The sequence below is a fragment of the Stenotrophomonas beteli genome, assembly GCF_001431665.1.
In the GTDB taxonomy this organism is placed as follows: Bacteria; Pseudomonadota; Gammaproteobacteria; order Xanthomonadales; family Xanthomonadaceae; genus Stenotrophomonas; species Stenotrophomonas beteli.
This window is the reverse complement of sequence record NZ_LLXV01000069.1, coordinates 16056-31210: the sequence shown is the minus strand read 5'-3', so window position 1 is coordinate 31210 and position 15155 is coordinate 16056. Positions and strand designations below refer to the sequence as shown.

Sequence of the window (15155 nt, the reverse complement as noted above, 5' to 3'; positions counted from 1 at the left end):
CGGGCGGGTTGGGCAGGACGCTCAACACCGGTCTTGCCGTGTGCGCAGGACAGCGCACACGAGCAAGGCGCGACCGAGCCTCCAGGGACGGATTCACGGCGTCCCCCGCAAGCGGACCCACCTCGCCATCCCACGGACAGCCTGCTGTTGCTGTTGCTTCGGGTGTTACTGCTGCCTGTGCGGGTGCAGGGCGCAGCCCTGCAAAAGAACCCCGTTACCTCATGGCCACTGCATCTCGCCCTTGGCCACTTTCGCGCTCAGCTCCAGCGAACTTTCGCCGGCCAGCTTCGGATAGCGCGCCTGCATCGCCTTCACCAGCGCCGCACTGTCCCTGGCCTTTGCCGTCTCGGCATCGAATGCGCGGATGTAGTTGGCGGTGAAGTGCAGCGCACTGGCATCCAGCGCCGCGCCCGGCGCGTAGTGGCCCGGTACCACCACCTTCGGTTTCAGTGCCTGCAGGCGCTGCAACGTCTGCAGCCAATCGGCGTGCGACTTCGGTGTCTGCGTATCGGCCATCCACACATGTTCACCGGCCACCACCGGGATACCACCGACGATCGCACGCAACGACGGTACCCACAGCACGCTGCGGTCCGGAGTCGGGCCGTCCAGGCCGATCAGCGGCAGGCGCTGGCCTTCCAGCTGCAGGGCATCGCCGTCGAGCACCTGCGGCACCACGATGCGCGCGGGTGCATCGGCACCCATTTTCGGCCCCCAGTAGGCCAGCTTGCCGGCCTGGGTCTGCTGGATGTGGGCGACGGTCTGTGCCGTGGCAATGATGCGGGCCTGCGGGAACGCATCCTGCACGGTGGCCAGGCCGAAGTAGTAGTCCGGGTCGCCGTGGCTGATGTAGATCGTGGTCAGCTGCTTGCCGCTGGCGCGGATCCGTTCGACCAGCGTGCGCGCGTCGCGGGCACCGAACTGCGCGTCGACCAGGATTGCGTCATGGCGGCCTTCGATCAGCACCGAGGACACCGGGAACATCGCCTGCGGACCGGGATGGAAGGTCTGCAGATGCAGTTCGGTTTTCGCTGCGGTGGTCGGTGCAGGCGCCGCCGATGCGGCCAGCAGCGGCGCACTGGTGAACGTGGCGGCCAGGGCGAAGGGAAGCAGCAGGGCAGCGGTACGCATGGGAAATTCCTTGTGTAGCGCCGGGCCATGCCCGGCGGACGCCATGATCAGTACGCGGCCGTGATGATCTGCTTCGGGTACCGGTGCGCCTCCAGCTCGGCGACGAACGCCGCGCCGTAGTCGGCGTAGCTGATGCGGCTGTGGCCGCTGGCGTCGGCCAGGAAGGCCTTGGGCTGCACGCGGTACTGGCCACGCTCTTCGCCCGGGCCGATTTCGGCGGCCGGCGAGAAGAAGGTCCAGTCCAGGTCATCCAGTGCCTGCAGGCGCTTGAACGCTTCGCGGTGGGCCAGCGCGTACGGCTTGTAGGCCTCCGGGAAGTCCGGGGTATCGACCAGCTGCACGCCTGGCGCGACTTCCAGGCTGCCGGCGCCACCGACCACCACCAGGCGCGGCACACCGGCCCTGCGTGCAGCCGCAGCCAGCTGCGCGGCCACTTCGCCGACGCGGCCGACGTCATCACCCGGGCGAGGGCCGTAGGCGCTGGCCAGCACGTCGTGGCCGGCGATGGCGGCAACCAGGGCGTCCTGGTCATCCAGCGGGGCGATCACCGGATGGGCACCGGCCAGTTCGGCCGGCAGGTCCTGCGCGCTGCGCACGATGACGGTGAGTTGATGGCCGCGGGCCAGCGCGTGGCGGGCGATCTGGCGGCCGATATTGCCGGTGGAACCAACGAGGGCGATCTTCATGGCAGGACTCCGTGGGGCGGTGTGGGGTGGAATGGGGCCACTCTAGGCCGCTGCAGTCGCTCGAAAAACAGCGTATAACGCGCTTGTTTGTTGCAGGAAGCGAGCAGATGGACCGATTGACCGCCATGACCGTATTCGTCGAGGTGGCCGAGCGTGGCAGCCTGACCGCCGCCGCCGAGGTGCTGGACATGTCGCGGGCGATGGTGACCCGCTACCTGGCCGAGGTCGAGGGCTGGCTGGGCGTGCGCCTGCTGCACCGGACCACGCGCCGGGTCAGCCTGACCGGCCCGGGCGAGGCGGCGCTGGCGCGCTTCCGGCAGATGCTGGCGATCGGCGAAGAACTGCAGGGCGAGCTGGCCAGCGATGATCCCGAACCGCACGGCACGCTGCGGGTGACCGCCAGCGTGTCGTTCGGGCAGAGCCACCTGGCGCGCGCGGTGGCCGGTTTCGTGGCGCGCCATCCAGCGGCGCGCATCGAGCTGCTGCTGGTCGACCGCACGGTGAACCTGGTGGAGGAACGGGTGGACCTGGCCGTGCGCATCGCGCGCCAGATCGACCCCAGCCTGATCGCACGGCGGCTGGCGACCTGCCGCTCGGTGCTGTGCGCGACGCCGTCCTACCTGCAGCGACGCGGTACGCCCACTGCGCCCGAGCATCTGGCCGCGCACAACTGCATGACCCATCACTATGTGGGCAAGAGCCTGTGGCAGCTGCACCGCGATGGCCGCTCACTCTCGGTAGCGGTGGGCGGCAACATCAGCGCCAACGAGGCGTCGCTGTTGCTGGAAGCGGTGCGTGCCGGTGCCGGCATCGCCATGTTGCCGACCTACCAGGTGGCGCCGCTGCTGCGCAGTGGCGAACTGATCGAGGTGTTGCCCGAGTTCAGTCTGGACGAGCTGGGCATTCATGCGGTGTACGCATCGCGCCGCCAGCAGCCCGTTATCATGCGGCGATTCCTGGATTTCCTGGCCGAGTGCTTTGCCAGCCCGGCGTTCCAGGATCTGGATTGGCGCCCACCGGGCAAGGAGAACGCATGAACCATGGACAGGCCCTGATCGACCACAACCGTGCTGCCTGGGATCGCCAGGCCAGCGAGGTGCGCGAATGGTCGCGCCCCGTGGACAGTGCCACCGTCGCCGCCGCCCGCGAAGGGCGATGGCAGGTGCACCTGACCCCGCGCGCGCTGCCGCTGGACTGGCTGGGTGATGTGCGCGGCCGCCGCATCCTGTGCCTGGCCTCTGGCGGCGGCCAGCAGGCGCCGGTACTGGCTGCGGCCGGTGCCGAGGTCACCGTGTTCGACCTTTCCGATGGGCAGCTGGAACAGGACCGTGCGGTGGCCGCGCGCGATGGCCTGCAGCTGCGCACCGTGCAGGGCGACATGCGCGATCTGCACGCGTTCGCCAGCGGCAGCTTCGATGTGGTGTTCCAACCGATCTCCAATCTGTATGTGCCCGACGTGCGCCCGGTGTGGAACGAGTGCCACCGCGTGCTGGCCCGCGATGGCCTGTTGATGGCCAGCTTCTACAACCCGGTGCTGTTCATCGGTGCACGCGATCCGCAGCTGGATGCGCAGGGCCTGATCCGGCCGCAGTACGCCATTCCCTACTCGGATCTGGACGACCTGGCGCCGGCCGAGCGCGAAGCAAAACTGGCCCGTGGCGATGCATTGACCTTCGGCCACAGCCTGACCGAACTGATCGGCGGCCAGCTCAATGCCGGCTTCGTCATCGATCGCTTCATGGAAGACTGGCAGCCGCAGCCACGCTTCCTCATCGATCGCCATCTGCCCACCTTCCTGGCCACGCGCGCACGCCGCATCGGTTGAGGCCGGCCTGGCAGGAAAACGGGCGGCGTACAATGGACGGCTCCACGTCGTACAGGTGCCGTCCCTTGTCGTATCCCTATCCGCTGGTTGTGTTCGACCTCGATGGCACGCTGGTCGACAGCGCCGCCGATATCGCCGAAGCGCTGAACCGCACGCTGGAGCAGATCGGCATGGCGCGCGTGCCCGAATCCACCGTGCTGGGCTGGATCGGCGACGGCGTGGGCCGGCTGGTCGAACAGGCCATGCAGGCGGCCGGTCGCAAGGTCGATCTGGCCGCAGTGATGCCGGTGTTCATGGTCCACTACCGCGACTGCCTGCTGCGCAGCCCGCAGTTGTTCGAAGGGGTGAGCGCGGCGCTGGCGCAGCTGCGTGCCCGCAACGTGCCGCTGGCGATCTGTACCAACAAGCCCGAAGCCCTGGTTCCACCACTGCTGCAGCACCTGGGCATCGCAGATGCCTTCGCGCTGGTGCTGGGCGGTGATTCGCTGCCACAGCGCAAACCCAGCGGCGCGCCGCTGCGCCACATTGCCGCCCATTTCGGACTGCCGGTGGAGGCCTGCCTGATGGTCGGTGACTCGCTCACCGATTACCGGGCCGCCGAAGATGCCGGCATGCCGATCGCGCTGGTGCGTTACGGCTACCCGCGCGGTTTGGACCTGGCCACCGCGCATGCGGTGGCGGTGATCGACGACCTGCGTGCGTTGCCGGGGCTGGCTGCCGGCATCGCGGTGTAGAGCCGAGCCCATGCCCGGCTGCCTTGATGCCTGAGTCGGCTCTACAGGCGCGCGCGCCGGGAACGCCCGGCGCGTTTCCTCACTTCGGCTGGTAACGCACGCTCAACTGGTACTCGCGGCCGGGCTGGTTGAACCATGCCACCGTTTCGTAGCGACGGTCGAAGACGTTGGCGGCACGCGCCAGCAGCGACCACGACGGCGTCAATGCGTACTCGGCGCGCAGGTCCAGCGTGCCGTAGCCGCCGACCTTCACCGCATTGGCGGCATCGTCGTAACGCTTGCCGGCCCCCTGCACGGTAAGGCCCGCGCGGAAGTCGCCGAAGCGGCGGTCGATGTCCAGCCGTGCGGTCTGCTGCGCGCGGCGCGGCAGCCAGTTGTCGAACTGGGCATTGCCATCGGTGCGGTTGCGCGGGTCGGTGTAGCTCAGCTGCGCAGAGATGTCGAAGCCGGCCAGCCGTGCGCCACCGGTCAGTTCGGCGCCGCGGATGCGCGCCTTCTCCACCTGCTGCATCCTGAACGTCGCGGCATCGTAGGTGATCAGGTCGTCGATACGCGTTTCGTACACATCCAGGCCCCAGTGCCAGCCCTGGCCCTGCTGCGAAATGCCCAGGTTGGCGCTCCTGGACTTCTCCGGGTCCAGGGTCGGCACGCCGCTCCACGGGTCGTACAGGTCGCTGAAGGTCGGCGCCTTGAAGGCGGTGCCGTAGCTGGCATTGATGCGCAGGCCGTGGCTCAGTTCCATCGCCCAGCCGAGACTGCCGGTGGCATGGTTGCCGAACTGCTGGTTGTCGTCGTTGCGCGCACTGGCCTGCAGCTGGTGGCGACCGAAGCGGCCCTGGTACTGCACGAACACGCCGGTGTTGCGACGGCTGTCGACCAGGTAACCGGCACTGCTGCCGTCCAGGTTGTCCTCGCTCCAGTCAACGCCGGCACTCAGCAGCTGTCCTTCGGCCAGGCCGAAATCACCCTGCAGCGAAGCGCTGTCACGATGCGTCTGTGCGCTGCCCTGTGCATCGAAGGCGCCGGTGTTGTCCGATTCGTTGTCGCTGCGTCCGATGTTGGCGGTGAAGGCCACGCGCTCGGACGGCGCGTAGCGCACCTTGCCGGCCAAGACCTGCTGGCGGGTTTCCGAATAGTTGTAGTAACCGTCGTAGTGGTTCTTGCCGTCGGCACGCAAGGCGCTGCCTTCCACGCTCCACTGCTCGTTGAAGGAGTAGCCGCCGCGCAGGCTCTTGGACAGGTTGCGGTAGCCGTCGCGGTCAGGCTCGTCGGCGAAGCAGCCGGTGAACAGCGTGGCCGAGCCCCGGCAGGCATCGATGCCATCGGAATGCTGGTAGGCGATATCGGCGCCGAACCAGCCGCGCTCGGTACCGCCGCCAATGCCGCCGCTGGCCTCGCGCAGGCCGTTGCTGCCACCGCCGAGCTGGAAGTGCGGTGCGAAGTCGCCCTGGCTGCGGCGGGTGAAGATCTGGATCACGCCACCGATGGCATCGGCGCCGTACAGACTCGACTGCGGCCCCCGCACGATTTCCACGCGCTCGATCTGCGCCAGCGGCAGATCCTGGTACATGGCCAGGCCAAGGTCGGCGCTGTTGATGCGCACGCCATCGACCAGCACCACGGTGTGGCCGGAATTGGTGCCACGCAGGAACAGCGAGCTCTGCTTGCCGAGGCCGCCGGCGTTGGCCAGGTTGATGCCGGCACGGCCGCGCAGCAGCTCCTGCAGCGAGGTGGCCTGGCTGGATTCGATCTGCGCACGGTCGATTACCTGCGCTGGCGCGATACTGTCCTGCAGAGCAATCGGGGTGCGGGTGGCAGTGACCAGGACCTGGTCGAGCGCGGTAGTGTCTTCGTTGGCATGGGCCAGCGCGGGCAAGGCGGCCAGCACGGCCAGGGTCAGCATTCGGGACTGCAGCTTCATGGGGGACTCCAGGTGCCACGCACGCCCGCGCGGCGAAGGGGAGAAGCCGCGAAGGCAGGCATGCGCCGATGCCGCAGCGCAGGCTACGGTCATCCAGCGCCATGCCCACCGCATCGCGACCTGAGGCTTCCGGGCCGGTCTCCGGGCTCGCCGCCGGGTGGCGCGAGGCCACCGTCCAGGCGCCTTCCCGTGCGCGCGGCACAGTGGCGTACTGCCTGGAACTGACGTGCTTACCGTTGCGGGGGCAGCGCCGGCCTGGCGTGGAATCACGCGTCACCGGCTTCCCGTTTCAACCTGCCGGCCAAAGCCTCAGGTCACCTGGAAGTGCGCGCAGTCTAAGTCATTGGCTGGCGCGGGCGTTAGAGTAGTGGCCTCTTCACGTTCGTGCGAGTGGCCATGGCTGCGAAGGATCGCCTGCAGTTTCTCGATGCCCTGCGTGGCCTGGCGGCCGTGTACGTGGTGCTGTACCACGTGCAGTCGATGCCTGCACCGGCACTGCCGGTAGCGGCGGCCTGGCTGCCGGCCGTGCACATGGGGGCCACCGGCGTTGCGCTGTTCTTCGTCATCAGTGCGTTTTCCCTGTGTTACACCATGCCCCGGCATCAAGCCAGCGGCCGGCCGCTGCTGAGCTTCTACCTGCATCGATTCCTCCGCATCGCGCCGCTCTTCTATGTGCTGCTGATGTTCTCCCTGTTCCGCGATGGTCGCGGCGACCACGCCGGCCACTCATGGGGGGAAATCGCGGCCAACCTGTCCTTCACCTTCAACCTGTTCCCGGGATGGGAAGCGGGCATCGTGTGGGCCAGTTGGGCGGTGGGCGTGGAGATGCTGTTCTACGCGATCTTCCCCGCGCTCTACGTGCTGGTCGGCAAGCCGCGTAGCGCCTGGGCCCTGCTGATCGGGTTGCTGGCGCTGGTGGCGCTGGCCTGGACGGGCATGCTCGGCCCGCGCCTGCAGGCCTCGCTGGGTGATTACGGATGGCTGCGCCATGCGCCCGTCTTCGCGATGGGGCTGGTGGGCTTCCATGCCTTTGCTGCACTCGCGCGGGTGCCGGCAGCGCGCGCGCGGCGCTGGGCACAGGGGCTGAACCTGGCCGGTGTGCTGTTGCTGCTGCTGGCCGCGTCTTCAACCGCGTGGGGTGCCGCCGGCCCTTGGCAGTGGCAGTTGTCGGGGCTGGGCTACCTGTGCCTGCTGCTGGGCTTCTCGCAGTGCCCGCCGCGTTGGCTGGTGAACCGGCTGACCGCCTGGCTGGGCACGGTGAGTTACTCGCTGTACCTGGGGCATCCGATCGTCATCGCGGTGCTGGGTCCGGTGTTCGCGCGGGTGCTTGCCGCCCAGGGCGGCAGTGTCGGCTACCTGCTGTGCGTGGCGTTGACGCTGCTGGTAGTACTGCCGCTGGCTGCACTCGGCCATCGTTTCGTTGAAGCACCGATGATCCGTCTGGGCAAGCGGCTGATGTCGCCCGCCATGCCGGTGCGCAGCGCCGTTGCAGGTGGGCAGCCGGAGGGCGGCGCACGCTAGAATGATGCGCCCCGTCGCGGGGCATCAGTTCTGGAAGTGTTGCCCATGATTGTGTTCCAACCGCTACCGATCCCCGCCGCTGTCCTGTCCGAGGCGCCGCCGCGCCGGCAGGTACAGACCGGCCGGCAGCGATGATCCTCGACCTGGTCCGCCACGCTGGCAACGGCCGTGATGAGTACCTCGATGGCCGCAGCGATCCGCCGCAGCTGGCCCGCCTGCCGCAGGAACTGGTGGAGGCGTACGCCGGGCAGGCATGGCAGCGGGTGATCAGTTCGCCGCGGCTGCGTTCGCTGCATACGGCGATGGCGCTGGCCACCCCGCGCGGACTGGATGTGGAAGCAGACGAGGAGTGGGAGGAGCTGGATTTCGGCGATTGGGACGGGCAGTCGTTGTTCGACCTGCCGGAGGACGCACTGGCAGCGTTCCACGCCGATCCGCATGCGTTCCCGCCGCCCAACGGTGAAAGCTGGGGCCACTTTGAACGGCGCATCGCGCGCGCGCTCGACCGGCTGCTGGACGAAGAGGACCCGCTGCCGACGCTGGTGGTCAGCCACGGTGGACCGCTGCGCATGGTGCTGTCACAGGTCTGTGGCCTGCCGATGTCGCTGTGCTGGGCATTGCGCATCGACCACGGCACCCGCCTGCGGGTGTGGCTGGAACGCGGTGAGGTTGGCCTGGTGGGCGAACTGCTGGAACTGCAGCAGCCGTGATCCATCGGTAGTGCCGGCCACTGGCCGGCAGCCTCAGGAACGTTGAAAAGACCCTGCAGTTGCCGGCCAGCGGCCGGCACTACCGGTGCAGTCAATCCTCGTCCGCATCCTCGGCAACGCTGTCTTCAGCGTCATCGTCGGCATCGAAGCGCCGTTCGTGCACCGGGCCCGAGGCGGGGCCGGCCGCCTTCAGCGGATGCGCGGCGATGCGTGCTTCGTAATCCTGCACCAGCGCCTCCCGCTGCGGCTCGCTGAGTTCCTGCCAGTGGCAGTCCAGCAACGCGCCTTCCAGCGAGTACAGCAGGTTCAGGCTGGGCTTGAAGCCGGCCCGCTTGACCTTGACGAAGGCGCCCACCGCACCGATCGCGACCAGATCCTCGCGGCTGCGCAGGCCGACCTGGCGCAGCCAGGCCGCGCTCTTGGGGCCGATGTTGCGCAGCTTGGGTGCGCTCATCCCAGCGCCTCGACGAATACCCGGGCGATGGCTTCCAGGCCGGCCTGGTCGTCGGCATCGAAGCGGCCGATCTTCGGGCTGTCGATGTCGAACACGCCGATCAGTTCATCACCGCGCAGCAGCGGCACCACCAGTTCCGAGCGCGAGGCCGAATCGCAGGCGATATGGCCGGGGAAGGCATCGACGTCGTCCACGCGCTGGGTCACGCGCTGGCTGGCGGCGGCACCGCACACGCCCTTGTCCAGCGGAATGCGCACGCAGGCCGGCAGGCCCTGGAACGGGCCGACCACCAGCTCCCTGCCGTCGTACAGGTAGAAGCCCACCCAGTTCAGGTCGGGCAGGGCGTGGTAGACCAGTGCGGAGAGGTTGGCCGCGTTGGCGATGCGGTCGGACTCGGCGTAGACCAGGCCACGGGCCTGTTCGAGCAGCTGGGCGTATTGTTCCGGCTTGCTGCCGGTGAGCGAGGCATTGGCGAACATGCCCGCAGTCTAGCAAGCGCGCCGGGCCGGCGATAATGCACGCTCTGTTGCCCTGTTGGAGCCAATCGATGCCGTTGCCCGCTACGCTGCCGCCCGCCCTGTTCATCACTGGCACCGACACCGAAATCGGCAAGACCGCGGCCAGCACCGCGCTGCTGCATGCGCTGCGCCGGCGCGGCCTGCGCGCGGTGGGCATGAAGCCGGTGGCCAGTGGCAGCGAAGACCGGGGGCAGGGCCTGCGCAACGAGGACGCGTTGGCCCTGCAGGCGGCCAGCTGGCCGGTGCCGGACTATGCCGATCTGAACCCGTATGCGCTGCGGCAGCCGCTGGCACCGGAGCTGGCCGCTGCCGAGGACGGCGTGCAGGTGCAGCTGGCACCGATCGTGGCCGCGTTCGAGCGCCTGCGCGCGCAGGCCGACATCGTGGTGGTGGAGGGCGTCGGCGGGTGGTTGGCACCGATCTCGGCCACGCTGGACCAGCTCGACCTGGTGCGTGCGCTGCAGCTGCCGGTGCTGCTGGTGGTGGGCATGCGGCTTGGCTGCGTCAACCACGCGCGGCTGACTGCGCAATCGCTGCAGGACAGCGCGGTGCCGTGCCTGGGCTGGATCGGCAACCACATCGACCCGGCCATGCAGCGCCAGGACGAGAACATCGCCACGTTGCAACAGCGCCTGCCGGTGCCGTGCTGGGGCCGGCTGCCGCATCTGCCGGGAGTGGATGGCGAAGCGCTGAGCGCGCACCTGCTCGACGCCTGAATTACTGAAACGCGAAATCGATGCCGGAGAGTGTAGAGTCGACTGTCAGTCGACTCGCGCGCGCAGCGCGGGATTTTCGGGCATCCGGTGAAGAGCAGTCGACTAACAGTCGACTCTACCTATCAATCAGCCCGCGCCAGCTCCCGTGCGATCGCACCCAGCCGCTCCACCGCGCCAACAAAGCGCGCGTCCAGGGTCTGGCAGCACGACAGCCGCAGGCAGTGGCGATAGCGTGCGCCGCGCGAATACACCTGGCCGGGCATGAACACGATGTCCTCCACCAGCGCGCGCTCGAACAGCTCGCGTGTATCCACGCCGGGCAGTTCCAGCCACAGCAGGAACCCGCCCTGCGGTTCGGTGGCGCGGGTGCCGGCCGGGAAGTGCTCGGCCACCAGCTGGCGCAGCCGTCCGACCTGTTCGCGATAGAGGCGGCGCATGCGGTGCAGGTGGTGCTCGTAGCTGCCCGCTTCCAGGTACGCGGCCACCGCGTCACCCAGCAGTTGCGGCTCGCCGCCGGTGGACTGGAATTTGAGCAGCGCGATGCGCTCGGCGAAGCGGCCGCCATCGAGCCAGCCGATGCGGTAGTCCGGCGCCAGCGTCTTGGAAAAGCCACCGACCACCATCACCCAGCCGTCGCGATCGAAGGCTTTCAGCAGCGGCGCCGGTGGCTCGCAGAACTGCAGCTCTGCATACACCGCATCCTCGATCAGCGGCAGCTGGCGCGCATTGACCAGCTCGGCCAGGCGCTGCTTGGCGGCCATCGGCATGGTGCAGCCCAACGGGTTGTGCACGGTCGGCATCACCACCAGTGCGGCCAGCGGCGTGTGCTCCAGCAGGGCATCCAGCGCGTCGACGTCCAGGCCATGCTGAGGATGGGTGGGCAGTTCGATCGCCTGCAGGCCCAGCGTGGCCAGCAGCGGGTAGAGGTTGAAGTACGACGGCGCTTCAATGCCCACCGCATCTCCGGGCTGGGTGACCGCACGCAGTGCCAGCTGTAGTGCTTCCATTGCGCCATGGGTGAGCAGCAGGCGCTCGCTGTGGGTGTGCAGGCCCATGCGCGGGCCGCGCCGTACGATCTGCGCCAGCAACCGCGGCGATCCATTCGGGCGCGCGTAGGTCTCCACCGTCTGCTGGCCATGGCGCAGCACCTGCGCGGTGTGCTTGGCCAGCTGCGCCCCGGGATAGAACTGGCGACCGCGCGGGCCGGCAAAGGCCAGGTCGATCACGCCCGGGCGGCGCTGTGCCTCCAGCACCCGCGCCATGAGTACCTGCTGCAGCGGTGCGGTCGGGGCCGAGGGCACATCGCGCAGTGACCGTTCCGGTACCGACAACCGGGGCGCCACCTCGAAGCCGGCCTTGGGCCGCGGAATCACCAGGCCGGCATCTTCCAGCTGGCGGTAGGCGGCAATTACGGTGTTCAGGCTGAGCTGCCGCTGCGAGGCCATCTGCCGCAGCGAGGGCAGGCGGCTGCCCACGGGCAGGCGGCCGCCGTGGATGGCCTCGGCCAGTTCATCGGACAGCCGCTGGTAGCGGGGAGGGATCATCGCGCCGTGGTCATCTGTATCCATCGAATGTCCCGCCGTCTGGAGCTGTACCCATGATGACGGCGAGCCTAGCATGCTGTTGTCGGCCAGGCCTGATCGGTGCCCGGGCGATACTTTCCATGCGCACGGCTGGATGGCCGTGCGCTTTTTTTTTTCGTTGTGTGTAGAGCCGAGCCCATGCTCGGCTGCACTTCCGCCAACGGCAGCCGAGCGTGGGCTCGGCTCTGCAGAGGTGGGGCAGCCGCGCCCGCGGAAATGCCGGCTACCGCATCGGCACGAGCACCGCATCGCGCCGGTACAGTGCCGGGAACTGCCTGCCCAGCGCCGCCAGCTTCGGCGCGTCGTAATAGCGGATGTAGGCCGCCTGCGGATAGTTGCTCATGTAGTTCTGGTGGTAGCTCTCGGCCGGGTAGAAGCGCTGGCCGCTGACCAGCTGGGTGACGATCGGTGCGGGAAAGCTGCCGGCCTGGCCGAGCTGGGCGATGTAGGCACGGCTGGCTGCCTGCTGGCGGGCGTCGTCGCTGAAGATGGCCGAGCGGTACTGGCTGCCATGGTCCGGACCCTGCCGGTTGAGCTGGGTCGGATCGTGGGCCACCGCGAAGAACACCTGCATCAGCTGCCCGTAGCTCACCTGGCGGGGGTCGTAATCAATCTTCACCGCTTCGGCGTGGCCGGTCTGGCCAAGACTGACGCGCTCGTAACGGGCATTGGCAGCACTACCGCCGATATAGCCGGACACCGCATTGCTCACGCCCTTGACGTGCTGGAACACGCCCTGCACACCCCAGAAGCAGCCGCCGGCAAATACCACGCTGGCGTGGGTCGCGTCATCGCGGTACGCCGCATCACCGGTCGGTGCGGGTACCGCCTTCAACGGCGCCGCCGCCTCGGAAGGGGCCGCCATCGCGCCGTGGTCGACCAGCAGCACGCCGGCAATCAAGGCCGTGGCCACCAGGCCGGCCACACCGGCGGCGATGCCCTGTTCAAAGGAGAGTTTCATCGTGTCCTCCTGGTTCAGCCGAAGGTGAAGGCATAGGCCTGCACGCCCGCATCGAGGAACTCGATCTCGAAGCGATGCGGGCCGACCGTGCCGCGCTGGCGTACCAACTGGTACAGGCGGTGCTCGTCGACCACGCCACTGCCGTCGGCGCCGACATCGCTGCCGGCATCGGTGGCCGGCAGCGGCCTGCCATCGAGCAGCACGCGGAAACGCACCGGCTTTCCTTCCTGGCCCGGTGCCAGCACCAGGTGCAGGTCGCGGGCATGGAACTGGAAGGCGATGCGGCCGCCGGCCTGCTGTAGCTGCGCGGCCTCGTCGGTGACGCTCCAGCGCCCGGACAGGCCCCACTGGTTCAGCACGAGCGCAGCAGGCAGCGAGTAATCGAAGGCGGTATCGGCGCGCTGTCCGCCGGGCGAGGCGAACTGCTCGGCGCGGGCGTGGCCCAGATAGGTTTCCGGCGAACGCAGGTTGCCCATGTCGGCCTGCGCGGCCACGCCCTTCAGTTCGGCGGGGGCCGGGTTGGCCGGTGGTGGCAGATGGGTCTGTCCGGCCTCGGCCAGCAGGCGACGGATCACCTGTTCCGAACGCGCGTAGTTGCCCTCGCCGAACTGGTGCCCGCGGATGTTGCCCTGTGCATCGACGAAGTACTGTGCCGGCCAGTAGCGGTTGTTGAACGCGCGCCAGATCGTGTACTGGTTGTCCAGCGCCACCGGGTACTCGACCTTCAGCTGCTGCACCGCCTTCATCACGTTGCGTGGGTCACGTTCGAAGGCGAACTCCGGGGTGTGCACGCCGATCACCACCAGGCCATGGTCGCGGTAGCGCCGCTCCCATTCGTGCACGAACGGCATCGCACGCAGGCAGTTGATGCAGGAGTACGTCCAGAAATCGACCAGTACCACCTTGCCGCGCAGCTGCTGGGTGGCCAGCGGCGGGCTGTTGAGCCAGCCGGTGGCACCGTCCAGCGCGGGCAGGGTACCTTCCACCGGCAGCGGCGCGTCGGCACCGGCATTGGCGGCGGCCATCATCATCATCGGCGGCGCCGCCGGCTGCGCACCGGGCACCGCATCGAGCAGGCCCTGTTCGATGCGCGCGGTGCTGACCGTGGACAGGCGGGTCAGCAGGCCGGTATCCCAGCCCAGGCCGATCGCCACGACCGCCAGCAGTGCGGCCACACCCAACACCTTGCGCAGCACGTCACCCAGGCCGAGACGCGCCTGCAGGGCGCGGAACACGCGGCCGCCCACCCAGACCGCCAAGGCCAACGCGGTAACGGCCCCCAGCGCGTAGGCCAGCAGCAGGGTGCTGGTACCGGCGCTGGCACCATGCAGGGCGGCACCGGTCAGCACCAGGCCGAGGATCGGCCCGGCGCAGGGCGCCCACAGCAGGCCGGTGGCAACGCCGATCAGCAGTGAGGTCCACGCACCGCCACGGCCGGCGGCATCGGCCGCGTCGGCGCGCGCGCTCAGCCGCGCACCCACACGCTGGAACGGTGCCAGCAGATGGTCGGCCAGCCGCGGCCACAACAGTGCGAGCGCGAACAGGGCCATCAGCAGCAGGGCGAACCAGCGTCCAACCTGATTGGCCTGCGCCACCCATTGGCTGCCCACGGCGGCCAGGCTGGCGACCACGGTGAAGGTCAGTGCCATGCCCAGCAGCAGTGGCAACGTACTGCGCAGGAACGGGCGGTCGGCGCGTGCGAACACGAATGGCAGTACCGGCAGGATGCACGGGCTGAGCAGGGTCAGCGCACCGCCCAGGAAGGCCAGCAGCAACAGCAGCATCGTCAGGCTCCGGAAACAGGGGAAGAACCGACCGGCACGCGCCAGCCGTCGGCAGCGCCATCACCGGTGCCGGGAACAAACACCATGGCTGCACCGTTCATGCAGTAGCGCAGCCCGGTCGGGCGCGGGCCATCGTTGAAGACGTGGCCGAGATGGCCACCACAGCGCCGGCAATGCACTTCCACCCGCAGCATTCCGAACGTGACGTCGCGGTCCTCGCCGATCGCGTTGTGCAGCGGTGCCCAGAAGCTGGGCCAGCCGGTACCGCTCTCGAACTTGGTGGACGAGGAAAACAGGGGCAGCGCGCAGCCGGCGCAGGCGAAGGTGCCCTGCCGGTGCTCCTTGTTGAGCGGGCTGCTCCAGGGGCGCTCGGTGGCCTGCTGGCGCAGCACCGCGTACTGCGCCGGGGTCAGTTGCTGGCGCCATTGCGCATCGCTGTGCATGACCTCGAACTGTCGCGACGGGCGCGCTTCGGCGGCGGCCGGGGCGGCGCGGCTGCAGGCGCCCAGGCCGAGCAGGCCAGCGGCGGTGGCAACACCGCCCAGGCCCAGCAGATGGCGGCGGGACAAGGACATGGCGGACTCCGGGAAGGGGCGACGGGGCCATGCTGC

At 68.7% G+C, this 15155-nt stretch carries 15 protein-coding genes and 1 riboswitch; of the genes, 6 read left to right on the top strand and 9 right to left on the bottom strand.

From position 1 onward, the window contains the following. Nucleotides 1-219 precede the first annotated feature (219 nt). Both ARC23_RS17130 and ARC23_RS17125 read right to left on the bottom strand, forming a co-directional pair. Nucleotides 220-1131: an MBL fold metallo-hydrolase gene (locus tag ARC23_RS17130; protein ID WP_057498311.1), complete on the bottom strand. Its 912-nt coding sequence runs from the start codon at nt 1129-1131 to the stop codon at nt 220-222. A gap of 47 nt (nt 1132-1178) precedes the next feature. Next, nucleotides 1179-1817 carry an NAD(P)-dependent oxidoreductase gene (locus tag ARC23_RS17125; RefSeq protein WP_057498310.1) on the bottom strand — a complete coding sequence of 213 codons (639 nt, stop codon included), beginning with the start codon at nt 1815-1817 and terminating at the stop codon, nt 1179-1181. Nucleotides 1818-1924: 107 nt separating this feature from the next. Between ARC23_RS17125 and ARC23_RS17120 the strand changes: the two genes are divergently transcribed. The 3 genes from ARC23_RS17120 to gph all read left to right on the top strand — a co-directional run bounded on the left by ARC23_RS17120 (nt 1925) and on the right by gph (nt 4376). Beyond that, the gene (locus ARC23_RS17120; RefSeq protein WP_057498309.1) at nt 1925-2854 is read left to right on the top strand and encodes a LysR family transcriptional regulator; all 930 of its coding nucleotides are present in this window, start codon (nt 1925-1927) and stop codon (nt 2852-2854) included. Beyond that, nucleotides 2851-3642, top strand: coding sequence for a class I SAM-dependent methyltransferase (locus ARC23_RS17115; RefSeq protein ID WP_057498308.1), 792 nt, complete (start codon nt 2851-2853; stop codon nt 3640-3642). Before ARC23_RS17120 ends, ARC23_RS17115 begins: the two co-directional genes overlap by 4 nt. Nucleotides 3643-3707: 65 nt before the next feature. Beyond that, nucleotides 3708-4376, top strand: coding sequence for a phosphoglycolate phosphatase (gene gph, locus ARC23_RS17110; protein ID WP_057498307.1), 669 nt, complete (start codon nt 3708-3710; stop codon nt 4374-4376). Nucleotides 4377-4455: 79 nt separating this feature from the next. Here gph and btuB read toward each other — a convergent pair whose 3' ends face one another. Next, the gene (gene btuB / locus ARC23_RS17105) at nt 4456-6297 is read right to left on the bottom strand and encodes a TonB-dependent vitamin B12 receptor (RefSeq protein WP_057498306.1); all 1842 of its coding nucleotides are present in this window, start codon (nt 6295-6297) and stop codon (nt 4456-4458) included. A 115-nt stretch (nt 6298-6412) separates the two neighbouring features. Then, nucleotides 6413-6634: riboswitch (cobalamin riboswitch) on the bottom strand. A 59-nt stretch (nt 6635-6693) separates the two neighbouring features. On the opposite strand from btuB, the gene ARC23_RS17100 reads away from it, so the two are divergent. Both ARC23_RS17100 and ARC23_RS17095 read left to right on the top strand, forming a co-directional pair. Further along, nucleotides 6694-7818 (top strand): acyltransferase family protein, encoded by a 1125-nt coding sequence (locus ARC23_RS17100; protein WP_080393106.1) that lies wholly within the window; start codon nt 6694-6696, stop codon nt 7816-7818. Nucleotides 7819-7949: 131 nt separating this feature from the next. Then, a complete protein-coding gene (locus tag ARC23_RS17095; protein WP_057498305.1) occupies nt 7950-8528 on the top strand; it encodes a histidine phosphatase family protein in 579 nt (192 codons plus the stop codon). 91 nt (nt 8529-8619) lie between these two features. Here the strand turns inward: ARC23_RS17095 and ARC23_RS17090 are convergent, their stop codons facing one another. Next, complete coding sequence (locus ARC23_RS17090) at nt 8620-8982, bottom strand: TfoX/Sxy family protein (protein WP_057498304.1); 363 nt, start codon at nt 8980-8982, stop codon at nt 8620-8622. Continuing rightward, the gene (locus ARC23_RS17085; RefSeq protein ID WP_057498303.1) at nt 8979-9461 is read right to left on the bottom strand and encodes a GAF domain-containing protein; all 483 of its coding nucleotides are present in this window, start codon (nt 9459-9461) and stop codon (nt 8979-8981) included. The genes ARC23_RS17090 and ARC23_RS17085 overlap by 4 nt, the downstream gene beginning before the upstream one ends. A 68-nt stretch (nt 9462-9529) precedes the next feature. Between ARC23_RS17085 and bioD the strand changes: the two genes are divergently transcribed. Continuing rightward, nucleotides 9530-10216, top strand: coding sequence for a dethiobiotin synthase (bioD, locus tag ARC23_RS17080; protein ID WP_057498302.1), 687 nt, complete (start codon nt 9530-9532; stop codon nt 10214-10216). A gap of 122 nt (nt 10217-10338) precedes the next feature. Here the strand turns inward: bioD and ARC23_RS17075 are convergent, their stop codons facing one another. The 4 genes from ARC23_RS17075 to msrB all read right to left on the bottom strand — a co-directional run bounded on the left by ARC23_RS17075 (nt 10339) and on the right by msrB (nt 15119). After that, entirely contained in the window at nt 10339-11784 is a 1446-nt protein-coding gene (locus tag ARC23_RS17075) for an aminotransferase-like domain-containing protein (RefSeq protein ID WP_057498301.1), read from the bottom strand. Between the two features lie 238 nt (nt 11785-12022). Then, the gene (gene msrA, locus ARC23_RS17070) at nt 12023-12760 is read right to left on the bottom strand and encodes a peptide-methionine (S)-S-oxide reductase MsrA (protein ID WP_057498300.1); all 738 of its coding nucleotides are present in this window, start codon (nt 12758-12760) and stop codon (nt 12023-12025) included. Nucleotides 12761-12774: 14 nt separating this feature from the next. Further along, nucleotides 12775-14544: a cytochrome c biogenesis protein DipZ gene (locus ARC23_RS17065; RefSeq protein ID WP_057498299.1), complete on the bottom strand. Its 1770-nt coding sequence runs from the start codon at nt 14542-14544 to the stop codon at nt 12775-12777. Between the two features lie 2 nt (nt 14545-14546). Continuing rightward, nucleotides 14547-15119: a peptide-methionine (R)-S-oxide reductase MsrB gene (gene msrB, locus ARC23_RS17060; RefSeq protein ID WP_057498298.1), complete on the bottom strand. Its 573-nt coding sequence runs from the start codon at nt 15117-15119 to the stop codon at nt 14547-14549. Between the last annotated feature and the right edge of the window lie 36 nt (nt 15120-15155).